Source organism: Pseudomonas artemisiae (genome assembly GCF_057128685.1).
In genome coordinates, this window is sequence record NZ_JBSKHS010000006.1 from 127,756 (window position 1) to 151,828 (window position 24,073).

At 66.9% G+C, this 24,073-nt stretch carries 4 protein-coding genes; all 4 read left to right on the forward strand.

Translation table 11 applies throughout. From position 1 onward, the window contains the following. Positions 1-570 precede the first annotated feature (570 nt). From ACWKV4_RS09720 to ACWKV4_RS09735, 4 genes are read left to right on the forward strand one after another with little or no spacing between them, the layout of a single operon-like run. The gene (locus tag ACWKV4_RS09720) at positions 571-10,413 is read left to right on the forward strand and encodes a non-ribosomal peptide synthetase (RefSeq protein ID WP_483831861.1); all 9,843 of its coding nucleotides are present in this window, start codon (positions 571-573) and stop codon (positions 10,411-10,413) included. Then, entirely contained in the window at positions 10,410-14,549 is a 4,140-nt protein-coding gene (locus ACWKV4_RS09725; protein ID WP_483831862.1) for a non-ribosomal peptide synthetase, read from the forward strand. Before ACWKV4_RS09720 ends, ACWKV4_RS09725 begins: the two co-directional genes overlap by 4 nt. Further along, a complete protein-coding gene (locus tag ACWKV4_RS09730) occupies positions 14,546-23,767 on the forward strand; it encodes an amino acid adenylation domain-containing protein (protein WP_483831863.1) in 9,222 nt (3,073 codons plus the stop codon). The genes ACWKV4_RS09725 and ACWKV4_RS09730 overlap by 4 nt, the downstream gene beginning before the upstream one ends. Beyond that, positions 23,751-24,071, forward strand: coding sequence for a hypothetical protein (locus tag ACWKV4_RS09735; protein ID WP_483831864.1), 321 nt, complete (start codon positions 23,751-23,753; stop codon positions 24,069-24,071). The genes ACWKV4_RS09730 and ACWKV4_RS09735 overlap by 17 nt, the downstream gene beginning before the upstream one ends. Positions 24,072-24,073 lie beyond the last annotated feature (2 nt).

Below are 24,073 nucleotides of genomic sequence, written 5' to 3' on the forward strand. Positions count from 1 at the left end.
GGCCTGTCTGTTTAGTTAGAAAATTTTATAAAGCGTTTTCAAATCAACGATTTGATAGGTTGGTAACAGCCTGTTGCTGGACCTGCTTTGTAGGAATTATCTAATAGCGTTTTGTACTAACCCTCCATTTTTAGTTTGCTTCCCCTGCAAAATTCATGGTTATTATCCGTCGCGCGCCGGGCCACAAGCCTGGCGCCAATGGATCGCCGACCGTGCAACAGCGCGGTGATCACAGCCGAATGGGTCCACCCTAGCGCTGACAGGCGCATAGGTTGCGCTCGCGGTTAACCCTCAAACTACAGGGGAAGTTGTAATGATCGCGCGGTACGCACGCTTGACCGTCGCCCATGGGGCGCATGCATCTACCCTAAGTCTTGCCGGCGTTAAAGCTGGTACTTCCATCCTCTGTTCAACGGCACCCTCATGCCTTTTCGGGCGGCTGCCCAGTGGCCCCCACGCGCGCATTGCCTCATCTCCCTGATGGTGCCCGCGGGCCAACCTTGGCCGCCACCTGATACCTGCGCCTCGACACACTTTTAAAAATAACCTGGTCATGGACGGGATACGCCGATGCTCGACCGTTTTTCCTTGAAAGGGGCGACGCCGCGCGCTCACGCCGCTGAATCCACCCTGTCCACTCACCCACTAGGCGCTGATCACTTGGCCCTCTGGCGGCAGGCTTTGGTTGGGGCACCGGCACTGTTGAGCCTGCCGTTAGATCGGCCTCGGCCCGCGCAACGTGACGGGCAGGGTGCGGCAATGGCGATCACCCTGGCTCCTGCCCTTAGCCAAGGTCTCATGGCCCTGGCCCAGCGCGCGCAAGTGGGCCTAGATACGGTGCTATTGGCCGCTTGGGCTGTGGTGTTGGCCCGGTTGGCCAGTCAACCTGAGGTTACCCTCGCGGTGTTTGCCGCTGAGCATGGGCAGGGCTTGGCGGTGAACATACCCTTAGGGGATGCCGCTTCACTCAGCGGTAAGCAGATGCTAGAGCGGGCCGCCCAAGCATGGCATAACGCAGAGCGGCTTCAAGGCATGCCGTTCGAGCAGTTGATCGATACCCTTGGATTAGACACCAGCCCTGCCTATCCACCCCTGGCTCAGGCGGCCTTTGCGTGGAATGGCGGTGGCCGGCGCCCCGAGGCCTTCGAGCTGAGCCTGAGCCTGGCCGAAACCGGCGGGCAGGTCAGTGGGCAGGTGCATTACGCCTCGGCCTTGTTTAACCCACTGACCATCGAGCGCATCGCAGGCTACTTCACCCGCCTGCTCAGCGCCTTGGTCGCCGAGCCTGAGCGCTCGGTGCTAGCGCTGAACCTGCTGAGCGAGGCCGAGTTCCAGCAACTGGTTCACGCGCGCAACGCCGCCCAGCTACCCTTTGACGCAAACCTTTGCGTACATCAGTTGTTCGAGGCCCAGGCGGCGCGGCAACCGGGCGCCGTGGCCGTGCGCATGGGCAGCGAAACCCTAAGCTACGCCGAACTCAACAGCCAGGCTAACCGCTTGGCTCATCATTTGCGCAGCCTGGGTGTAGGCCCAGACAACCGGGTAGGGCTGTGCTTCGAGCGCTGCCCGCAGATGCTGGTCAGTGTATTGGCGGTGCTTAAAGCCAGCGCTGCCTATGTGCCGCTGGACCCGACCTACCCGCGGGCGCGCCTGGCCCATATGCTCACCGACAGCGCGCCACCCGTGGTGCTGACCCACGGGCCGGCCCACGCACCACTGGCCGCGGCCTTGGCCGACACCCCGCTTGAGCCTGCGCTGTTGACCCTGGACGATACTGGCCCATGGGCAGGCGCGCCCGCCAGCAACCCCGAAACCGAGGCGGTGGGCCTAACGTCCCGGCACCTGGCCTATGTGATCTACACCTCAGGTTCCACCGGCACGCCTAAAGGGGTGATGGTAGAGCACCACGGCCTGGTGGCGATAAGCGCGGCCTGGGCGCAGTTGTATTCCCTTGACCCGCCGCTGAATCACCTGCAAATGGCCGGGTTTTCCTTCGACGTGTTCAGTGCCGACCTGATTCGCTGCCTGGGTTTTGGCGGCACCTTGGTGCTTTGCCCTCAGGCCGCCTTGCTTGACCCGCCAGCACTTTACCGGCTGATGCAGGAGCAGCAGATCGGTTTCGCCGACTTTGTGCCCGCGGTGCTCAACCCATTGCTCGGCTGGCTGGAGGAGACCGACCACCGCCTCGGCTTTATGCGCACCCTGGTGTGCGGCTCGGACGTGTGGACGGCCCACAGCGCCGAACGCTTGCGCCAGCGTTGCGGCGAGCATGTACAGATCGTCCAGGCCTACGGCGTGACCGAAGCAAGCATCGACAGCACCTGCTATGTGCTGGGCAGCGGGGAGATCAACGACGGCGTGCTACCCATTGGCCAGGGCTTGCCCAACTGCCGGGTGTACCTGCTCGACGCCCTGGGCGCCCCTGTGCCCAGCGGCGTGGTTGGGGAGTTGTACCTGGGTGGCGCCGGGGTGGCGCGGGGTTACCTGAACCTGCCTGAATTAAGCGCCGAACGCTTTATCGATAACCCCTTCGTGGCCGGTGAGCGGTTGTACCGCAGCGGCGACCTGGCTCGCTATCGCGCCGATGGCAACCTGGAGTTCCTCGGCCGCAATGACTTTCAGGCCAAGTTGCGTGGGTTGCGCTTGGAGTTGGGCGAGATAGAGGCCCAATTGGCGCGGTTGCCTGGCATCGCCCAAAGCCTTGTAGTGCTGCGCCAGGATGGGCCGGGCGAGCCGCGGCTGGTGGCCTATTACCGTGAACGCCCGGGCGCAGGCTCAACCCCTCGCAGCCTGCGCGAGCAACTGGCTGAACACCTGCCCGGCTACATGGTGCCCACCGCCTTTGTGCGCCTGATGGCCATGCCTTTGACCGCCAACGGCAAGGTAGACCGTACCGCGCTGCCCGAGCCCGGCGCCGATGCCTTCGATCAGCGTGAGTACCACGCCCCCAAGGGTGAGCTGGAAACGCAATTGGCAGCCATCTGGGCGCAGGTGCTAGGGGCCGAGCGGGTAGGGCGCGAGGACCATTTTTTCGACTTGGGTGGCCATTCGCTGCTGGTGATGCGCGTGTTGGCTCATGTGCGTCAGCAGTTGCACCTGGAGGTGGCACCGGCGGCCCTGTTTACCGCGCCTACCCTGGCAGGCTTTGCCCAGCAGTTAGCCAACGGGCGGGGTGCGCAAGCCCAAGCCCGTGACCGCGCGTTGGAGGTGATCCCCCGGGGCGAACATGACGGCCCTCAGCCGCTGTCATCGGCTCAGGAGCGGCTCTGGTTCCTGGCGCAAATGAAGGGCGGCAACGCGGCCTATCACATGCCCTTGAACCTGCGCCTGCGCGGCCCTTTGCACCAGGCTGCGCTAGCCCAGGCGTTCGAAGCCTTGGTGGCCCGCCATGACGCCCTGCGTACCACTTTCATTGAGGTGAAGGGGGAAGGGCGCCAAGTAGTCGCACCGCTGACGCCCGGCTTCTCGCTGCCATTGCTCGACCTGAGCGGCCAGGCAGACGCCCAGGCGCGCTTGGCGCGGTTGATTGCCGAAGAGGCCGCCAAGGCCTTCGACCTGGGCCAAGGCCCCCTGCTACGTGCCAGCCTGGTACGCCTGGATAGCGACGACCACGTGTTGTTGCTCACCCAGCACCACATCATCTCCGATGGCTGGTCGGTGGGGGTGCTCACCCGTGAACTGGGCCTGTTGTACCAGGCCGCGGTGGACGGTAGCCAGGCTCACTTGCCGCCGCTGCCCCTGCGTTACCTGGATTACGCCGCCTGGCAGCGGCAGTGGTTGGCCGGGGCGGAGCTGGCGCGGCAGACGGACTACTGGCGCCAAGCCCTAAGCGGCGCGCCGGTATTGCTGGAGCTGCCCACCGACCACAAACGCCCGCCCACCCAGAACTACCAAGGCGGTTTCGTGCCCCTGGTGCTGGACCAGGCCTTGACCCGTCAACTCAAAGCCCTGTGCCGTGCCGAGGGTGTGACCTTGTTCATGACGCTGCTGGCGGCCTGGGCGCTGGTGCTGCAGCGGCTGTCTGGGCAGGCGGATGTGGTCATCGGTGTGCCGTCGGCCAACCGGGCGCAACCTGAGCTGGAAGGCTTGCTCGGGTTTTTTGTCAATACCCTGGCCCTGCGCATGACTGAGCACGGTAACCCCTCGGTCAGCAGCTGGTTGCACCAAGCCCGGCAAGTGGCCCTGGACGCCCAGGCCCACGAAAGCTTGCCCTTCGAGCAGGTGGTCGAAGCCCTTAACCCGCCCCGCAGCCTGGCCCATAGCCCGGTGTTCCAGGTGCTGTTCGCCTGGGAACAGGACCAAGGCCCTGATCTTACCCTGGCAGGGCTTGAGGTGAGCCCTGTTACGGCTACCCAGCACGGGGCCAAGTTCGACGTGCAACTGGCCCTGAGCGAACGAAACGGCCAGATCGTCGGCGGCCTGGAGTACGCCTCCAGCCTGTTCGAGGCGGCCAGTGTGGAGCGCTTCGGCCAGTACCTGCGGCGCACGTTGGCGCAAATGGTCGAGGACGCCCAGCGCCCCCTTGGCAGCCTTGAGCTGCTTAGCGCCGAGCAGCGTCAGCAGGTGCTCTATCAATGGAACGACACCGCGTGGGACACCTCGGCCTGGCTTGGCTGCGTGGCAACCTTCGAGGCGGTTGCCGAACGCACCCCTGAGGCCCTGGCCTTGATGGCCGGAGAAGAACGCTGGCGGTATACCGACCTGAACCAGGCCGCCAACCGCCTGGCCCATCACCTGATTGCCTTAGGGGTTGGCCCGGAGCAGCGGGTAGGGGTGTGCCTGGAGCGTTCCCCGGCCATGGTCATTGGCGTACTGGCCATCCTCAAGGCTGGCGCGGCCTATGTACCCTTCGACCCGGCTTACCCGCGCGAGCGGCTGGCGTTTATGTTCGGCGATGCCGCGCCCCAGGTGTTACTGACCCAGGCGAAGCTGCTTGATGGCCTGCCCTTGAACGAGGCCCTGGTGAGCGAACCGGCCAAGGTGTTGTGCCTGGACAAGGGCACCGCGGCCTGGGCCCACCAGCCTGGCCGCAACCCCCAGGTCGCGGTAACCCCCGCCAACCTGGGCTACGTGCTGTATACCTCCGGCTCCACGGGCCGGCCCAAAGGGGTGGCGCATAACCGCGCCGCGCTGGACAACCTGATCGCCTGGCAATTGGAGAGCGCTGCCCAACAGGGGCCGCGGCCCGCGCGGGTGCTACAGTTTGCCTCGCTGAATTTCGACGTGTCCTTCCAGGAAATCTTCAGCACCCTCTGCCAAGGCAGCAGCCTGGTATTGATGACCGAAGCCAGCCGCAAGGATTTAGCCGCGCTGCCGGCCATGCTGGTGGCTGACGGCATTCAACGGGCGTTCCTGCCCTTTGCCGTGTTGCGGCAACTCGCCGGGCTGGGCAACAGCTTTGCGCCCGCTGGCGGCTGCGAGATCATCACCGCCGGTGAAGCCTTGCAGGTCAATGATGAGCTGCGCGCGTTCGTGCGCGGCCTGGGTGGCGCCTACCTGCACAACCAGTATGGGCCCACCGAAACTCACGTGGTCAGCCAGTTCAGCCTGGCCTGCGGCGCGGCTGAAGACTGGCCCGAGGCCCCACCCATCGGCCGCCCCATCGCCAATGCTCGCCTGTATGTGCTGGACGCGTACCTCAACCCGGTGCCCGTGGGTGTAGCAGGGGAGCTGTATATTGGTGGCGCCTGCGTGGCCCGGGGTTACCTGAATCAACCCCAGCTTACCGCCGAACGCTTTATCCACGACCCGTTCAACAGCACCCCCGGTGGCCGCCTGTACCGTAGCGGCGACCTGGCCCGCTTCAGCCCTGACGGCACGGTGCATTACCTGGGGCGTATCGACCAACAGGTAAAGGTGCGCGGTTTCAGGGTGGAGTTGGGCGAGATCGAGAGCCTGCTGCAACGCCAGCCCGGCGTGAACGAGGCTGCGGTGTTGTTGCGCGAGGACGTGCCTGGCGACCCGCGCTTGGTGGCCTATGTAGTGGGCAATGCTGCCGAAGGCCCACTGCGCGCAGCCCTCATGCAGCACCTGCCTGAACATATGCTGCCCAGCGCCTGGGTAAGCTTGGCACGGCTGCCACTGACCACCAACGGCAAGCTCGACCGCCGCGCCTTGCCGGCCCCGGAGCGTGCCGCTGGCGCCGATTATGTGGCCCCGGCCAACGAACTGGAGCGGCAGATGGCGCAGATCTGGGCCGAAGTGCTCAAGCGCGAGCGGGTAAGCCGCGAGGACAACTTCTTCGACCTGGGCGGGCATTCGTTGCTGGCAACCCGCATGGTCTATGCCATCAACCAGCGTCTGGGCGGCCAGGTGTCCTTGAGCGACCTGTTCGAAGCGCCGGTGCTCAAGGACCTCAGTGCTCGGGTGGTAGCGGCTCCGGCGGGCACGGAGGGCGAACAGGCGCCCTTTGCCCTGGTGCCGGACGTCGACGCGCGCCACGCGCCGTTCCCTTTGACTGATATCCAGCAGGCCTACTGGTTTGGCCGCGAGGCCACGGTAGGGCTGGGGGGCGTCAGCGCTCATGGCTACGAAGAGCTGCGCATTCCTGCCTTGGACGTGCCGCGTTTTGAAGCCGCTCTCAACCGCATGATCGAACGCCACGACATGTTGCGGGTGGAGTTTCGGGGTGACGGTACCCAGCAGGTACTGGCCCAGGTGCCGCGCTACCGTATGCCCTGCCATGACCTGCGCGGCATGGCCCCCGGGCAGGCACGCCAGGCCCTGGAAGCAATCCGCCAGCGGCAGTCGCACCAAGTGCTGGACGCCAGCCACTGGCCGCTGTTCGAGTTTGCCGTGAGCCTGCTGGATAAAGGCGTAAGCCATCTGCACATCAGCCTGGATGCGTTGATCGTCGATGCCGCCAGCACCCAGATCCTCGCCCGAGAACTGATGGCCTTTTACAGCGAGCCGTCCCTGGTGCTACCAGCGCCTGGGTTGACCTTCCGCGATTACGTGCTGGCCGAGCAGCGCCTGCGCGAAGGGGCGCGCTACGAGCGGGCCCTGGCTTACTGGCGCGAGCGGGCCGTGGAACTGGCCCCGGCCCCGGAGCTGCCCCTGGTGCGCCAACCGCAAAGCCTGACCAACCCGCACTTTACCCGGCGTGACCGGGAACTGCCCGAGGCCCAGTGGACGCAGCTCAAAGCGGTGGCCAAGCAGTTCGCGGTCACCCCTTCGGTGATGTTGCTGACCGCCTTCAGCCAGGTGCTGGCGCTGTGGAGCCGCCAGCCGCGCTTTACCCTGAGCCTGCCGCTGTTCAACCGCCTGCCGCTGCACCCGGATGTGGATGCGATCATCGGCGACTTCACCTCGGTGGCGCTGCTGGAAGTGGCCATCGAAGGCCAGGGCAGCTTCAGCGACAACGCCCGGGCCGTGCAGGCGCGGTTGTGGCAGGCCATGGACCACTCGGTAGTCAGCGGCGTACGCGTGCTGCGCGAGCTGTCCCAGGCCCGTGGGGTTCAACAAACCGCCATGCCTATCGTGTTCAACAGCACCTTGTCAGAGGCCGCGCCTGAGCTTGCCGAATTCAACCTGGCCCAGGCCTTGGATGCGACCCACGAACACAGCATCACCCAAACCCCCCAGGTGTGGCTGGACCACACCCTGCTCGAACTGGAAGGGCGCTTGCTGTTCAACTGGGACAGCATCGACGATCTATTCCCCACGGGGATGGTGGAGGCCATGTTCACCGCCTACAACCAACTGCTGGACTGCCTGGCCGAGCCTGCCAGTTGGGGCGCGAACACGCCCGCGCTGCTGCCGGTGGCGCGCCTGCCCGCGGCCGAAAACCACCCCGCCACCTGGCCTTTGATGCACGAGCTGTTCGAGCGCCAGGCCCAAGCCACCCCTGGGGCTGTGGCCGTAATCGACCCGCAACGGCAGCTGAGCTACGGCCAATTGCGCCAGGAGGCCCGCGCCCTGGGCGCTCGGTTGCAAGACTTGGGCGTGGTGCCCAACCAGTTGGTAGCCGTGACCATGAACAGGGGCTGGGAGCAGGTGGTGGCGACCTTAGCCATCCTCTACGCCGGTGGCGCCTACCTGCCGCTGGACCCCAGCGTGCCCGCCGAGCGTAAGCGGCATATCTGCGAGCGCGCCGGGGTAAGCCTGGCGCTGACCCAGCCGACCTTGCTGAGCACCCTGGAATGGCCGGAGGGGCTCACCCCCCTGGCGGTGACACCTGCTGCCGAACACCAGCGCAGCGCTGATAGCCTGCGCCCGGTGGCCCTTGCCCCCAGCGACCTGGCGTATGTGATCTACACCTCCGGCTCTACCGGGCTGCCCAAGGGCGTGGCCATCGACCACCGAGGCGCGGTCAACACCTTGCTGGACATCAACCAGCGCTTCGCGGTAACCCCGGAGGACCGGGTGCTGGCGATGTCCTCCTTGAGCTTTGACCTGTCGGTGTACGACGTCTTTGGCACCCTGGCCGCGGGCGCGGCGGTGGTGCTGCTTGAGCCCCAACTGGCCTTGGACCCGGCCCACTGGCAGGCCCAGGTACAGCACCACGGGGTGAGCCTGTGGAATTCGGTTCCCGCGTTGTTCGGCATGTGGCTGGAGTACCTGGAAAGCGAAGGCGCAACGCTCCCGCCACGCCTGCGCCTGGTCATGATGTCCGGTGACTGGATTCCCCTGAACCTGCCCCAGCGGGCCTGGGCCCTGGCGCCTGAGGTGCGGTTGATCAGCCTGGGCGGCGCCACGGAAGCGTCGATCTGGTCGATCTACTACCCCATCGAGCGGGTCGACCCGGCCTGGCGCAGCATCCCCTATGGCGTGGCCCTGGACCGCCAGCGCTTCTATGTGCTGGACAGCGCCTTGCAGCAGCGGCCCACCTGGGTGGCGGGGCAGCTGTACATCGGCGGCATCGGCCTGGCCAAGGGCTATTGGCGGGACGAAGCCCTCACCGCGGCCAGTTTCTTCCCCCACCCGCTGACCGGGGAGCGGCTGTACCGCACCGGGGACCTGGGCCGCCTGTTGCCCGACGGCAATATTGAGTTCCTTGGCCGGGAGGACAACCAGGTCAAGGTGCAGGGTTACCGCATCGAGCTGGGCGAAATCGAGGCTGTGCTCAATCGCCACCCCGGTATAGACAGCGCGGTGGTGCGGGTGCTGGGCCAAGCGCTGGAGGAAAAGCGCCTGGCCGGTTACGTGCTCACGGCCGACCCTCAGTTGCAGGCCGGTGACATCAGCCGCTACCTGGCAGGCAAACTGCCGCCGTACATGGTCCCAAGCAGCTTCACCTTCGTGGACAGCTGGCCGCTCTCGGCCAACGGCAAGGTGGACAAAAAACGCTTGCCCGAGCCGGCCTTGCAAGGCAGCGAAGGGCTTGAGGCTGGGGCGGCCATGGCGGTCGAAGGGCCGCAAGAGCAGGCGCTGGTGACCATCGTGCAGGGCGTGCTCAAGCGCGAGCCCATTGCGGCGGACGCCAACCTGCTGAGCCTGGGCGCCACGTCCATCGACATCGTGCGCATCAGTAACGCGCTCTCCAGTGCCCTGGGCTTCCGCCCTCACGTGGCGCAGTTGTTGGCCCAGCCCAGCGTGCGCCAGTTGCTGGCCATGTACCGGGCGCAACGGGCAGCGGAGCCCGGCACGCCGCCCGCCGTAACCCCGGCTGCGACAACAGTGATCGAGGACCCGGAGCAGCGCGCGCGCTTCAAGGCCGAACAGCGGGGCCGCCGTCGTTTCGAGGGGGCCCCTGCCGAGGTGGCCTTGAGTCTCCCCTCGACGCCAGCGTTCGCTCAACGTTACAGCGACTACCGCTCGGTGCGCCAGTATGCGCCCGAGCCCATCGCCACCCAGGCCTTTGCCGAACTGCTGGCGCCGTTGGCCCAGGCGCGGCTGGGCGGTGGCGGCAAGTATCAATTTGCCTCCGCTGGCGGGCTGTATCCCCTCCAGGCCTACCTCTATGTGAAGCCTGGGCGGGTCAGCGGGGTAGCGGGTGGGGCCTATTACTACGACCCGCAAGCCCACCGCCTGCTGGCCTTCGAACCGGCGCCCGAGGGCAAAGGTGGGCTGGACCCCGACGCCTATGACTACTTCGTCAACCGGCCGATGTACGAGGGCGCGGCCTTCGCGCTGTTTTTGATCGCCGACATGGCGGCCATCGAGCCGCTGTATGGCGAGCGCAGCCGGGACTTTTGCCATATCGAGGCTGGCGCCATGGCGCAACTGCTGACCATGGCCGCCGCGCCTCACCAGTTAGGCCTGTGCGGCGTGGGCACGCTGGAAGACCAAAGCCTGACCGAACTGTTTGCCCTAAGCCCCAGCCACCGTTTGATTTACTCGCTGGTAGGTGGCCTGCGGGGCCCAGACCAGGCGCCAAGGGCACAAGCCGAACGCTTTGCCCCGGCACGCCCGCGGCAGAGCGCCGAGCCTGCGCCCGGTGACGACAGCGACATGGAGGAGATCGAGCTATGAACCCCACTCAACTGCTGGAACGCTGCGCTCAGCATGGCGCCACCCTGGAAGTAGACGGCGACAAACTGCGCTGCAAGGCGCCCAAGGGGTTTCTCGACGAGCCAACCCTGGCCGCGCTCAAGGCCCACAAAGAGGCCCTGATTGCCTTGCTCAATGAGCGGGCGGGCCATGGTCAAGGGGCCATCTTGCGGCGGACTGGGCAGGGGCCGTGGCCGCTGTCGTTTTCTCAGCGCCAGCTGTGGTTCCTCGACCGTTTAGAACCTGGCAATGCGTTCTACAACGTGCCCACGGCAATAACCCTTGAAGGCGAGCTGAACGTTAGCCTGCTGGAGCAGGCGCTGAACCTGCTGGTGCAGCGGCATGAGGTGCTGCGCACGCGCTTTTGCGACCAGGACGGCGAACCGGGCCAGGTGGTGCTCCCGGCCATGCCGCTGGCGTTGCCAGTGGTGGACCTGCGTGGTTTGGCGCCCCAGGCACTGGAGCAAGAGGTGGCCAGGCGCGTGACCGACGAGGCCCGGGCGCCCTTTGACCTGACCACCGGGCCCATGCTGCGCGCCGCGCTGCTGCGCCTGGCCGATGACCGCTACCTGTGGCTGTACACCGTGCACCACATCATCGCCGATGGCTGGTCCATGGGCATTGTGCTGCAGGAAGTGGCCCACCTGTACACGGCCTTGGCCGAGGGCGCGCCGGCCCAGTTACCGACTTTGCCGGTGCAATACGCGGACTACGCCGCCTGGCAGCAGCAGCGCCTGGCGGGCGACGCCCTGGAACGCCAACTGGACTACTGGCGCCAGGCCTTGGCGGGTGTTCCCGCGCTGTCCACCCTACCTGGAGACCGGCCACGGCCGCAGGTGCAGCGCTACGCAGGCGCTACCTTCAGCCGCACGCTGGAGGGGACCACCTTGCGCGAGGTACAAGCCCTGGCCCGCGACACCCAAAGCACCCTGTTCAATGTGCTGATGGGGGCGCTGGCGGTACTGGTGTGGCGCCATAGCGGCCAGGCCGACCTGTGCCTGGGCACGCCTTTCGCCAACCGCGGCCATACCGAGCTTGAGCCGTTGATTGGGCATTTCGTCAACACCTTGGCCATTCGCCACCGGCTGGCGCCCGAGCAGCGCTTTGCCGAGGTATTGCGGGACCTGCGTCAACAGATGCTGGACGTACACGCCCACCAGGACGTACCGTTGGAGCGCGTCGTAGAAGCGGTCAACCCGCCTCGGGATACCGGGCATTCACCGCTGTTCCAGGTGATGATGGTGTTGCAGAACACCCCAGGCGGCGCGGTGCACATGCCAGGCCTGAGCATCAGCCCCTATGCCACCAGCAGCGCCACGGCCAAGTTCGACCTGGCCTTTGAATGGGCCCAGCGTGACGGCCAGTTGAACCTGCTGGTGGAATACAACACCGACCTGTATGACGCCGCCACCATCGAGCGCGTGAGCGGCCATTACTGCCAACTGCTGGCAAGCATCGCCCAGGCCCCGAAGCAGCCCATCGGCGCACTGTCGCTGTTATCGGCGACGGAGCGCGAACAGGTGCTGGTGGAGTGGAACCGCGGCGCGCCGCTGCCGCAACCGGCCGGCTGCGTGCACCGGCTGGTGGAAGCCCAGGCTGCCCGCCACCCTCACGCGCTCGCGGTGGCGTTCGAAGACGAAGGCCTGAGCTATGCCGAACTCAACGCCCAGGCCAACCGCCTGGCGCGGCACCTGCGCCAGCTGGGCGTGGGCCCGGATCTGCGGGTGGCGGTTTGCGTAGAGCGTTCGCTGCCCTTGCCGGTGGCGTTGCTGGCGGTGCTCAAGGCCGGCGGCGCCTACGTGCCCCTGGACCCTAACTACCCGGTGGGGCGCCTGCGGCATATGCTCGGCGACAGCGCCCCTGTGGTCATCCTCACCCTGGGCACCGCCCGTACGGTACTCAACGAGGCCCTGGAGGGCCTGGCAGGTACCGCGCCTGTACTGGATCTGGCCACTGATGCGCCGACCTGGGCAGGGTATGCCAGCCATGACCTGGACCCCGGAGAGGCGCCAGTCAACCCAGACCACCTGGCTTATGTGATTTACACCTCCGGCACCACCGGCGTGCCCAAGGGCGTGATGGTGGCCCATCGCGGCCTGAGTAACCTGCTGCTGTGGTGCCTGCAAGTGTGCGGGGAAGCTGGGGCCATGCTGCACAAGATCCCCTTCGGCTTCGATGCCTCGGCCTGGGAAACCTTCTGGCCGCTGGCTACCGGCGGGCGCCTGGTGATCGCACGGCCCGGCGGGCACTTCGAGCCGGCCTACCTGGCCCAGGTGGTGCGCGAGCGCGAGGTGACTGCCATGGTCTTCGTGCCCGCCATGCTGCAGTTGTTCCTGGAAGAGCCCGAGGTGAGCCGCTGTACCTTCCTGGTCAATGTGTTCAGCGGCGGTGGCGAATTGCCCCCTTCCCTGGCCCGGCGCTTGCGTGAACGCCTGCCCCATGCGCGCCTGCACAACGTGTACGGCCCCACTGAAACCACGGTAATCAACAGCTTATGGACGCTGGAGCCCGGTGCCGAGGTGCCGCCGCTGCACGTGCCTATCGGCCGCCCCATTGCCAATAACCGCTTCTATGTGCTCGATGAACAGGACGCGCCCGTGCCCGCCGGGGTAGCCGGGCAGTTGCACATTGGCGGGGTGGGCGTGGCCCGGGGCTACCTGGGCTTGCCGGAGCTGACCGCCGAGCGCTTTATCGATAGCCCCTTCGTGCCGGGGGATCGGCTGTACCGCAGCGGTGACTTGGCTCGCTACCGCCCCGATGGCCAACTGGTGTTTTTGGGCCGCAACGACTTCCAGGTCAAGCTGCGCGGGGTGCGCCTGGAACTGGGCGAAATCGAAGCCCGGCTGGAAGCCTTCTCCGGTATTCGCGCGGCCGTGGTGCTGATGCTCGGCGATGCCGCGCAGCACCAACGGCTGGTGGCCTGCTGCGCCCTGACCACGGAGGTGGCCGAGGCGGCGGTGCACGCTCACCTGGCGCAAACCCTGCCCATGGCCGTGCTGCCCAATGCCTACCTGTGGCTCGACAGCCTGCCGCTGACCGCCAATGGCAAGGTAGACCGTACCGCCCTGGCCGCCCAGGCCGACGCCGACCTGGCCAATCACCAGGTGAACCTTGCCAGCCCCCGGGACCATATCGAGCTGGCGCTGTACGGCATCTGGAAGGACCTGCTGTTGGCGCCGCAGATCGGCATCCGGGATAACTTCTTCAGCGTGGGCGGTACTTCCATCGCCGCCATTAAAATGGCCCACCGCATCGGCCAGGCGTTCTCGGTAGAGGTGCCGGTACGGGTGGTGCTTAGCCACCCCACCATCGAGGCCTTGGGCGGCTGGTTGCGGGCCGGTGCCACGCCCCCCGCGGCCCAGAGCAACCTGATTGAATTCCGCCCCAGCCAAGGCGGGGCATCGGTGGTGTGCATCCACCCGGCCGGCGGCACTGCCTTTTGCTACCTCTCCCTGGCCAAAGTGCTACCCCAGGCGGTGGGGGTATACGGCGTGCAGGCCCCAGGTTTGAACCCTGGCGAGGCCACCGAGCCCACTGTAGAGGCGATGGCCGAGGCCTACCTGCGGCTGATCGAGCCGCTGGCCGACAAGCCACTGGTATTGACCGGGCTGTCCTTCGGCGGTCTGGTGGCCTATGAGATGGCGCGGCGGCTGGAAGCGGCAGGGCACACCCAGGTAAGCCTGGTGCTGCTCGATACCCGTGGCTCGGACGACCCAGGTTTTCGCGAGCAGATCGGCACCGTGGACATGGCGGAGTTTCGCGACAAGCTGGTGCGCTTCAACGGCATGTACCCCGGCATCGAAGACGCCCAGATCGAGCGTTATTTCAACCTGTACAACCACAACCGCCTGGCCATGGCCGCCTACCCCTGCGCGCCCCGGGCCGGGCGGGTGGTGTTGATTCAAGCGCGGGAAGACTTCACTCGGGTACAACTGCAGGCGCTACGGGGCTTTTGGCGCCGACGCGCGGGTAACTACCTGGCCAAGCTGGTCAACGGCGGCCACTGGGACATGCTTGAAACCACGGAAATCCAGCGGGTATCGCAGATCATCGAGGGCGAGCTTCAGCGCTTGCAGCCCGTCGATACCCGCCACGCGTTGCCTCAGGAGGCACAATGATGGGTGCGTACACCGCAGTACCCGGCCAGCCGCTGACCCTGCTTGGGCGTTTTGCCCAGCAAGTAAGCCACGCCCCCGACGCCTTGGCCGTGATCGACCCAGCGCGCAACCTGACCTATGCCCAACTGGCCGAGGCCAGTGAACGTATCGCCCGTGGCCTGCTGGCCCAGGGCGTGACCTCAGGCCAGGCCCTGGCGCTGTGCCTGCCCCGCGGTTGGCAGTGGGTGGTGGCGATCCTCGGCGCCCTCAAGGCCGGTGCTCGGGTAGTGCCCTTGGACCGCGCCAGCCCTCTGGAGCGGCGCCAGCGCATGCTGCAAGACGCCGCCTGCGTAGGCCTGTTGGGCCTGGATGACGACGCGCCCTGGCCGCTGCCCGCGCCCTTGTGGTACGCCAGCATCGACGCGTTGCTCGACCACCCGGCCGGCCCGCCACAGCCCCAGGCCAAAGACTGTGCCGAGGTGATGTTCCTGTTCTACACCTCTGGCAGCACCGGGGTGCCCAAGGCTGTGGAGGTGGGCGAGCAGGGCCTGTTGCGCCTGGCCGAGCCTGAAGGGTATATCCAGATTCGCCCAGGCGAGCGCTTCGCCTGCCTGTCCAATACCGCCTTCGATGCCTGTAGCTTCGAGCTGTGGGCGCCACTGCTCAACGGCGGCGCCTGCGTGATCATCGATGACCAGGACCTACTGGACGCCGAGCGCTTTGCCCGCGTGCTGGAGGCGCAGCGGGTGGATACGCTGTTTATGACCGTGGCGCTGTTCAATACCCTGGCCGCGCAATGGCCCGCCTGCTTTGCCAGCCTGCGCCAGGTGCTGATCGGCGGTGAGCAGGTCAGTGCCGCGGCGGTAAAGGCCTGGTATGCGGCCAACCCGCGAAGCGCCTGCCAGCTGTTCAACGTTTACGGTCCCACCGAATGCACCACGTTCGCCCTGAGTTACCCCATCCCGCGAGCATTCGAGGGCACTGTGGTGCCCATTGGCAGGCCGCTGCCGGGCACCGGCGCGCGGGTACTCGATGCCCAGCAGCAAACAGTGCCCGCAGGGGAGGTGGGTGAGCTGTACTTGAGCGGCAGCGGCGTTGCCCGGGGGTACCGCCTGCGCCCCGAGGAAACCGCCCATGCCTTCGTACACCTGCCAGGCCGGGAAGACCTGCATTACCGCACCGGCGACTTGGTGCGCCAAGGCGCTGATGGGCTGTTCGACTACGTGGGTCGGCTAGACCGGCAGGTAAAGGTGCGCGGCTTTCGTATTGAGCCGGGCGAGGTGGAACAGTGCCTGGAGGCTCACCCGGCGGTGGCTCAGGCCTATGTGTGCACTGCCCGTCGGGCTGCCGAAGATCACCAGCTGCTAGCGTTTATTGTGCCGGGCCAAGGCTTGGACCATTCCCGCTTCAGCGCCCACCTCAAGGCCACCCTGGCCCCCTATATGCGGCCCCACCGGGTCTTTTTGGTGGAGCGCTTGCCGTTGACCGCCAACGGCAAGGTGGACCGCCAGGCATTGCTGGCACAGCCCCTGGAGCCCTGGCATGGCGACGCTCAGGCCGGCGAGGTGAGCGACATGCCTGTGGACAGCGCACTGGGGTGGCTGTTGCACGAGGCCCGGGCACGGCTGGCGCAGCCTGCGCTTACGGCCCAGGATGATTGGCTTGGCAGTGGCGGGGATTCACTCAGTGCCTTGCGCCTGCGCTCGGCGATTCGGGAGCGGTGGCAGCATGAGTTAGCTGTTACGGCCCTGCTCAACGAACCCTTCGAAGCCTTGGCCAAGCGGCTAGAGGGCGCCGGCTCGGGGGGTGCTTCGGCGTATCCGCCGGCCCCAGTCGAGCAAGCGACCCTGCGCGCCCCGGCCACCGCTGAACAGCGGCGGCTGTGGCTGATCCAGCAACGCACGCCCGCGGCTACGGCCTATAACGTGCCGCTTATCGTGCGCTTGCCCAGCGTGACTGACCTGCACGCACTGGCCGCGGCCCTGGACCAGTTGGTGCAGCGCCACCCGGCCCTGCGTACCGCCTTCGTACCTGGGGCGGACGGCCTGGATCAGGTGATCGCCCAGCAGGGCAGCGAATGCCAGCTGTTCCCTGCGGGCAGGTTCGATGAAGCCAGTTGGCCGGCCTTTGCTGAACTGCTGTTTGCCACGCCTTTCGATCTGGCCCAGCCGGGGCTCTTCCAGGCTTATGTGCTGCCGCTCAGCGAGGGCGGGGCGGTGATGTTGCTGCACCTGCACCACATCATTATCGACGGCTGGTCCATGAACCTGCTGTTCGCCGACCTGGCACACCTGTATGCAAGCCTACAAGCGGGCACTCCAGCCGTGCCCGCTCAAGCGCCCCTGACCACCCTGGCCTTCGCCCTCTGGCAGCAGCAATGGCGGGGCAGCGCGGCCTACCAGGCCCAGTGCCAGGCCTTGGTTCAGTGGCAACGCCAGCAGCCCCAGGCCTCTTCGGCGCTGGTTCCGGTTCTCGCCAGCGCGCCGACGGCCCGGCTGTCTCGCCATGCCCTGGGTACCCAGCGCGGTGCCCAGTTGGAACAGTTCTGCGCCCAGCAACGCCTGACCCGCTTCGAAGTGCTGCTGGCCGCGTTCAGTTGGAGCCTGTACGCGGTCACCGGGGTGGAGCGCCCGCGCATCGCCAGCCCGGTGTCGAACCGCCCATTGGCGGCCTTTGAGTCCACCTTGGGAATGTTGGCCAATACCGTGCTGGTGCCTGCGGCCCTGGACCCCGCCTTGACCCTCGCGGCCCAGTTACGCCAGCAGGTGGCCACTGTGCGCCAACTGCTGGCCTGGCAAGACATTGCCCTGGGGGACCTGCTGGAAGCCTGGGGCGACGAGGCCCGGCTGCCCTCCGGCACGGGCCTGTTTGACTTTATGTTCGTGCTGGAGAACACCGATTACGCCGCCTTGGGCGCCGGCCCGCTACACGCCAGCCTGGCCCTGCCAAGCGTGGTGGAGAGCAAGTGCCCCTTGACCCTGACCATGGTGGGCGAGGGTGGTGAGGTGGAAAGCTGGTGGGAATACCAGTGCAGTTACTTCACCGAGGCACAGATAACGGCTCTGGACCACCAGTTGCGCCACGGGCTGGACCTGCTAATGGCTCAGCCTACAGCCACCCTGGCGCGGTTGATCGGCCCTTACCGCGCGGCCCTGCCCGCGGCCAGCGAAGGCGCGCCTGCCCAGTTGCCCTTCACCGCTGTGGCAGAGTGGTTCGAGTACCAGGCCCGGTGTGCCCCAGCCGCGCTGGCGGTGGTAGGCCGCGAGCGGCAAGTGACCTACGCCCAGCTCGATACCCTGGCCAACACCCTGGCCAGCCACCTGCTGCGACAGCACCCTGGCATAAGCCAGTACAACACGCCGCTGCGCATGCTGTTGTTGCTCGAGGCCTCTCTGGAACATGTGGTGGCGCTGCTGGCCCTGGCCAAGCTCAATGTGACCGCGGTGCCGCTGGACCCAGCCTACCCCCTGGCCGTGCAGCGCCAGGTGCTGGAGCAGGCCCAGCCTGAGTGCGTGCTGTTCCATGGCCCGACCGAAGCGGCCTTGGAACGTTTGGACGGGGCGCGGTTTACCTGCCATCGGGTAGACCTGCGCCTGCCCGAAGCGCCCTTGCGGCGCCCAGTTAACCAAGGCCAGCGGCCGCTCTATACCTTGTTCACCTCCGGTTCCACCGGCACCCCCAAAGGCGTTCAGGTGTTGGACCGTACCCTGTGCAACCTGCTGCACTGGCAGCGCGGCGAGGGCGGGCTCGGCGCCAAGGCGACCACCTTGCAGTTTTCCATGTTGTCGTTCGATGTGGCCTTCCAGGAGCTGTTCAGCACCCTGTGCGGTGGTGGCTGCTATCACCTGATCACACCTGCCTGGCGGCAGGATGCCGAGGCGCTGCTGGGGTATTTGATGCAGGCGCGCATCGAGCGGCTGTTCCTGCCCTGCGTGGCCCTACAGCACCTGGCGCAAACCGCGGTCAGCCGCGGGCTATACCCCAGCGCACTGCGCGAGGTCATCACCGCCGGCGAGCAATTGCTGTGCAACCAGGCCCTGCGGCAGTGGTTCGAGGGCATGCCCAAGGCCCGGCTGTTCAACCACTACGGCCCCACGGAAACCCATGTCATCAGCGCCTATGCCTTGCCCGCTATCCCCGCTGACTGGCCACTGCGGGCGCCCATTGGCCAGGCAGTGAGCAATACCCGGCTGCTATTGGTCGACGCCCACGATCGCCCGGTACCCGTTGGTCAACAGGGCCAACTGCTGGCGGCGGGGCCCATGGTCTTTCACTGTTACCTCAATGACCTGGCGCTGAACGCGGCGCGCTTTCTGGATTACCGAGAGGCTGACGGCAGCCAGCGGCTGTATTACCGCACCGGCGACCTGGCCTGGGCCGATGGCCAAGGTTGCCTGCACTACCTGGGCCGGGACGACCAGCAGGTCAAGCTCAGCGGCCACCGCCTGGAGCTGGGCCAAGTGGAAGCGGCGCTGCTGCAAGTGGCTGGGGTCGTTAACGCGGTGGTAGGCCTTGACGGTGAGCCCGCCCGGCTGATCGCTTACTTGCAATTGGGCAGCGCCGCGGTGACCCCCGAGGCCCTGGACCGGCAGGTGGCCCAGCACCTGCCTACACAGGTGCGTATCGACCAATACCGCCAGGTAGAGCACTGGCCACGCACGCCCAGCGGCAAGGTAGACCGCAAGGCGTTAAAGCAAGGCGGTGAACCCCTTGCCCGGCCCCAGGCCAGCGCGCCATTGGCCGAAGCCAGCGCTCTGGAGCGGCAGCTGTGTGGGTTGTTCAGCGAAGTGATCGGGCGTGACATCGGCCTGGATGACACCTTCTTCGAGGCCGGCGCCACAAGCCTTGGCTTGATGCGTTTGCAGGTGCGCTTCAATCAGGTACTGCCCACGCCGGTGGCCATGGCCGCCTTGTTCGAGCACGTTACCGTTCGGCGCCTGGCGGCTCACCTGAGCGCCAGCCCTGAAGCCAGCGCCACGGGCGCCGCGCCAGCATCCGCTCAGGCGCTGCCAAGCGCTGCGCCTATCGCCATCATTGGCATGGCCGTGAATGTGGCGGGTGCGCCGAACCTTGGCGAATTCTGGAGCCTGGTGCAGCAAGGCGAGCGGGGTATCGAGCACTTCAGCGCCGCCGAGGGTTTGGTCGGCGCGCGCAGCCAACTGGACGGCCTGCTGGCCTTCGACCCGGAGTACTTCGGGCTCAGCCGCCAGGAAGCGCGCCTGATGGACCCACAGCAGCGCCACTTGTTGATGGCCTGTGTGCAGGCCTTGGAACATGCCGCCATCGTGCCCGGGGGCGAGCAACGGATTGGCCTGATTGCCAGCGGCGGCGAAGCGACGTACTTCCAGCAGATGCTCAAGGGCGCCGCTGAAGGCGACCTGCCCGATGGCTTTCAGATGGCCTTGCACCACGACAAGGACTACCTGGCCACCAAAGCCGCCTACCACCTGGGCCTGACCGGGCCGGCCATTGCTGCCCAGGCGGCCTGTGGCAGCTCGTTGATCGCCACCCACCTGGCCAGCGCCTTGCTGCGCCAGGGCGACAGCGATGTGATGCTGGCCGCCGGCGTGTTGATCGACCCCACCCTGACCGAGGGCTATCGCTACCGCCCACAGCATATTTTTTCCAAGGACGGCCTATGCCGCCCGTTCAGCGAAGATGCCAGCGGCACCATTGGCGCCAGCGGTTACGGCGTGGTGGTGCTCAAGCCCTTGGCCCAGGCCCAGGCGGACGGCGACCGGGTGTACGCGGTGCTGGAAGCCTCGGCGCTGAACAACGATGGCGGCGACAAGATGAGCTATACCGCGCCCTCGGTGGCCGGGCAGCGCGCGGTCATTGGCCAGGCCTTGAGCCGGGCAGGGCTGCGCGGGGCAGACATCGGTTACGTGGAGGCCCACGGCACCGGCACCTTGCTGGGGGACCCTATCGAAGTGGCCGCCTTGCGCGCAGCCTTCGGCGAGGCCCCTGCCGACAGTTGCGCCTTGGCCTCGGTCAAGAGCCAAATTGGCCACCTGGGCGCGGGGGCTGGCGTGGTGGGGCTGATCCGCGCGGCCTTGGCGGTGTATCACGGTGTGATACCGCCCAACCTGGGGTTCTCCCGCCTCAACCCGCAGGTAGACCTGAACGGCTCGCCTTTCTATATACCCACCCAGGCCCGCCCTTGGGCCGGGGAACGGCGGCGCCGGGCAGGGGTGAGCAGCTTCGGCATTGGCGGCACCAATGCCCATGTGATCATCGGCCAAGCTCCGGTGCCACCGGCCACAACCCGTGCCGAGCCTTGCGCGTGCCTGCTGGTCTCGGCCCACAGCCGCACGGCCTTGTTAAAGGATCTAGAAGCCATCGCACAGTACCTGAACGCTTACCCCGAGCGCCGCGATGAGCTGCTGCGGTACCTGCAAGGCGGGCGGCCACAACAGCGCTGGCGCTTCGCGATGCCCTTCACAGTGGGCAGTACCGTGCCCGAGGCGCCGCAGGTGCGGGAGGTTACGCCTACCAGCGTGCGACTTAACCCGGCCGAACATGCCGTTGCCGAGCTGATCGAGGGTTGGTATGGCGGGGCCAGCCTTCACTGGCCTGGCCATGCGGCCCCGCCGCCATGGGACCTGCCGCCGTCGGCGTTCGACCTGGACACCTTCCGTTTCCAACCCTCAACCGCCGCCGCGCCAGCGCCTGCCACCGCCGAAGCCCTAATGCGCCAGCCCCTGACGCACTGGTTCTACCAACGGCAGTGGCAGCGGGTCAGCCGTTTGAGCCGAGTGGCCGCTCACCACCGGGAGCTGTTGGTGGTGTGCGCCCATGGCCCCCTGGAGCCTTCGCTGGTCGCGCAACTGGCCGGTGTTTACCGCCGGGTGGTACAGGTGCGCGCGGGTAACGGGTGGCAGGCGTTGAGCGCGGATCATTACCAGCTCGACCCACTGGACCCTGGCGCCATCGCCCGGTTGCTGGATGCGCTAGCCGCCCCCGCCGGTAGCGAGCTGGACTGGCTGCATGCCTTGCCCTTGGCGGTGACCGGGGCGGTGGATGAACGCAGCCTGGCCGCCGCCCAATGGGCGTGTTTGGACACCACCAGCGCCCTGCTGCAAGGCTGGGGCCAGCGTGCCCGTGGCGCGCGCCTGCGGCTTTGGCTGATGTCCTGGCAGGCTTGCCCGGTGCAGGGTGACGTGGCGCGGCCCGAACTGGCGGCCCTGGCCGGGCCTACCGAGGTGGTGCCACAGGAATACCCGGTGCGCTGCCATTGGTTGGACTGGCCAAGCCCGAACCTTGCCGAGCAGGGCGCGGAACTGGCCGCGTTGCTCGCGGCCCCTGACGCCTTGCCACGGCGCCTGGCGGTACGCGACGGCTACCTCTGGCAACCGCGGCTGCTGCCTAGCCCGTTACCGGCCCGAATGCCAACAGCTCAGGTGCTACCCGAGGAAGGCACGTTCCTGGTGCTCGGCGGCAGTGGGGGGATTGGCCGCACCTTGTGTGACTACCTGCTGCGCGAACCTGGGCGGCGGGTGCTGCTGCTCTCCCGTACCGGTGAGGTGCCGCAGGCGTTGGCCCGCCATGGCGAGCGTGTCGAAGCCATTCGCGCAGACCTCGGCGACCTGGCGCGCTGGCCCTCGGTGCTCGATGCCTTGGCCCAGCGCCACCCTCGCCTGGCTGGGGTGGTGCATGCCGCCGGGGTAGGTGCAGGCAGCCCGATCCGCCAGCGCGACCCTCGCGCCCTGGGCGATGCCATGGCCGCCAAGACCCGCGGCATGCTCGCGGTGGAAGCGCTGATCGCCCGCCTGGCGCCCTCGGTGGTGGTGTATTGCTCGTCCATGTCGGCGCTGTTCGGCGGCGCCGGGCACATGGACTACGCCGCCAGCAACGCGCTGCTCGATGGCTTTGCCCACTACTCAGGCCAGCCAGGGCGGCGCTGTCAGCGGCTGTGCATCGATTGGGACATTTGGCGTGAGGTGGGCATGGCGGTGGGCGCCAGCGCCGGTGATGCCGCGCACCAACAGCACCTCACCCTGGGCTTGACCGTAGACGAAGGCTGCGAGGTGTTCGAGCGTGCGCTGGCTGCCGGGCTGCCCCAGGTGCTGATTTCTACCACGGCCCTGGAGGTTGCCCGGCGCTTCTATCCCGTGCGCCATGCCGGGACGGCCGCCGCCGAACCTGATACAGCCCCGGCGGTGGAGGGGCTGGAAGAGACCGCCAGCGCCGAACCTTTGCAGGCCCGTTTGCAAGCCAGCCTGTGCAAGTGGCTGGGAATCGATGCGCTGGCGCGAGAGGATAACCTGTACGACCTTGGCGCGGACTCCCTGACCCTGCTGGACCTGATCGACGAGCTGCAAGCGGCCACTGGCCAGGCCTTCCAGCTGTCTCAGTTCAGCCACCAGGTCAGCCTTGCCGAGGTGCTGGGTTTGGTGGACGCAGCCAGCCAGCGAGCGCCAGTGGCGGCCAGCGACGATTGGGCCAGCGCGGTGTTACTCGATCCTTGGCATGCCGGGGCCGGGAAGCAATGGCTTTACTTGATTCACCCGGTGGGTGGCGATGTACAGGCGTACCGGGAGCTGGTTGCGGCCTTGGCCCCGGACATTGGCGTGTGCGTGATCGCCGACCCCGCCCTGCGCCTGCCCGAGCTGCCGGCCATCAGCCTGGAAGCGCGTGCCGGCTTTTACCTGAAGGCCATCCAGGCACGCCACCCCCAAGGCGCGCGCTGGCAGGTGGCGGGATGGTCGTTCGGCGCCTGGGTGGCGCAATCGGTGTGCGCCCAGGCGGCCCAGGCCGGGCTCGAATCACCCAGGCTTTACCTGATCGACCCACCGGCGCCCGACGCAGGTGCCGAGCTGGCGCAAATCGACGAGCAAGCCATCGAGCAGGTATTCCAGCGCGAGTTTGCCCTGCGCTGGCCAGGCGCCGTGGACGGCACGCTACCGACCGACCTACAGGCCTACCTGCAACGCTTGACCCATTGCTGCCGCAATAACATCGCCAGCATGGCGGCCTTCCAACCCCCAGCCCTGGCCGCTACCCCGGCCCAGGTGTTTGTCGCCCGCCAGGCAAACCCCTATGGCATCGGCAACGCCTGGCAGTTGGAGGCGCTACGGGCCGCCTGGCAGGGCCTGCTACCCCAGCTGCAAGGTTGGCATGCCCTGGACACGGACCACTACGGCATTGTCACCGGCCCCTGGGCGCGGGACATCGCCCGGGTAATCAGCAGCGATGCCAAGGGCCATGCAGCGGAGGGCGCCCATGCCTCACAAGCCTGAGCGAGTTTCTCACGCCGTTGAACCCCCGTGGATGTGGCCGCTGGCCGAGGCGTTGGCCGAGCACGCCAGCAGCGAGGAGGCCGAGCGCTTGCGTTTAGCCACCGCTCGCGTGCAGTGGCCGGTGCCGGTTGGCTTGGGGCCCATTCACCGCTGGTGGGCTGACGGGGTATTACCGATGCTGGCCGATACCCTAGCGCCGCAGCGGCCAGCCTTGGCGCGGCTGCAACAGCTGCACCAGCGGGCTGCCCTGGGGGTAAGCGGGAGCCTGGGTGAGTGGCGGGCCGCGTTGGCGCTGGTATTGTAACC

What these genes read in the sequence shown, in the direction of transcription:
- ACWKV4_RS09720 (WP_483831861.1), top strand. Translation starts at nt 571, where the DNA reads ATGCTCGACCGTTTTTCCTTGAAAGGGGCGACGCCGCGCGCTCACGCC.
- ACWKV4_RS09725 (WP_483831862.1), top strand. Translation starts at nt 10,410, where the DNA reads ATGAACCCCACTCAACTGCTGGAACGCTGCGCTCAGCATGGCGCCACC.
- ACWKV4_RS09730 (WP_483831863.1), top strand. Translation starts at nt 14,546, where the DNA reads ATGATGGGTGCGTACACCGCAGTACCCGGCCAGCCGCTGACCCTGCTT.
- ACWKV4_RS09735 (WP_483831864.1), top strand. Translation starts at nt 23,751, where the DNA reads ATGCCTCACAAGCCTGAGCGAGTTTCTCACGCCGTTGAACCCCCGTGG.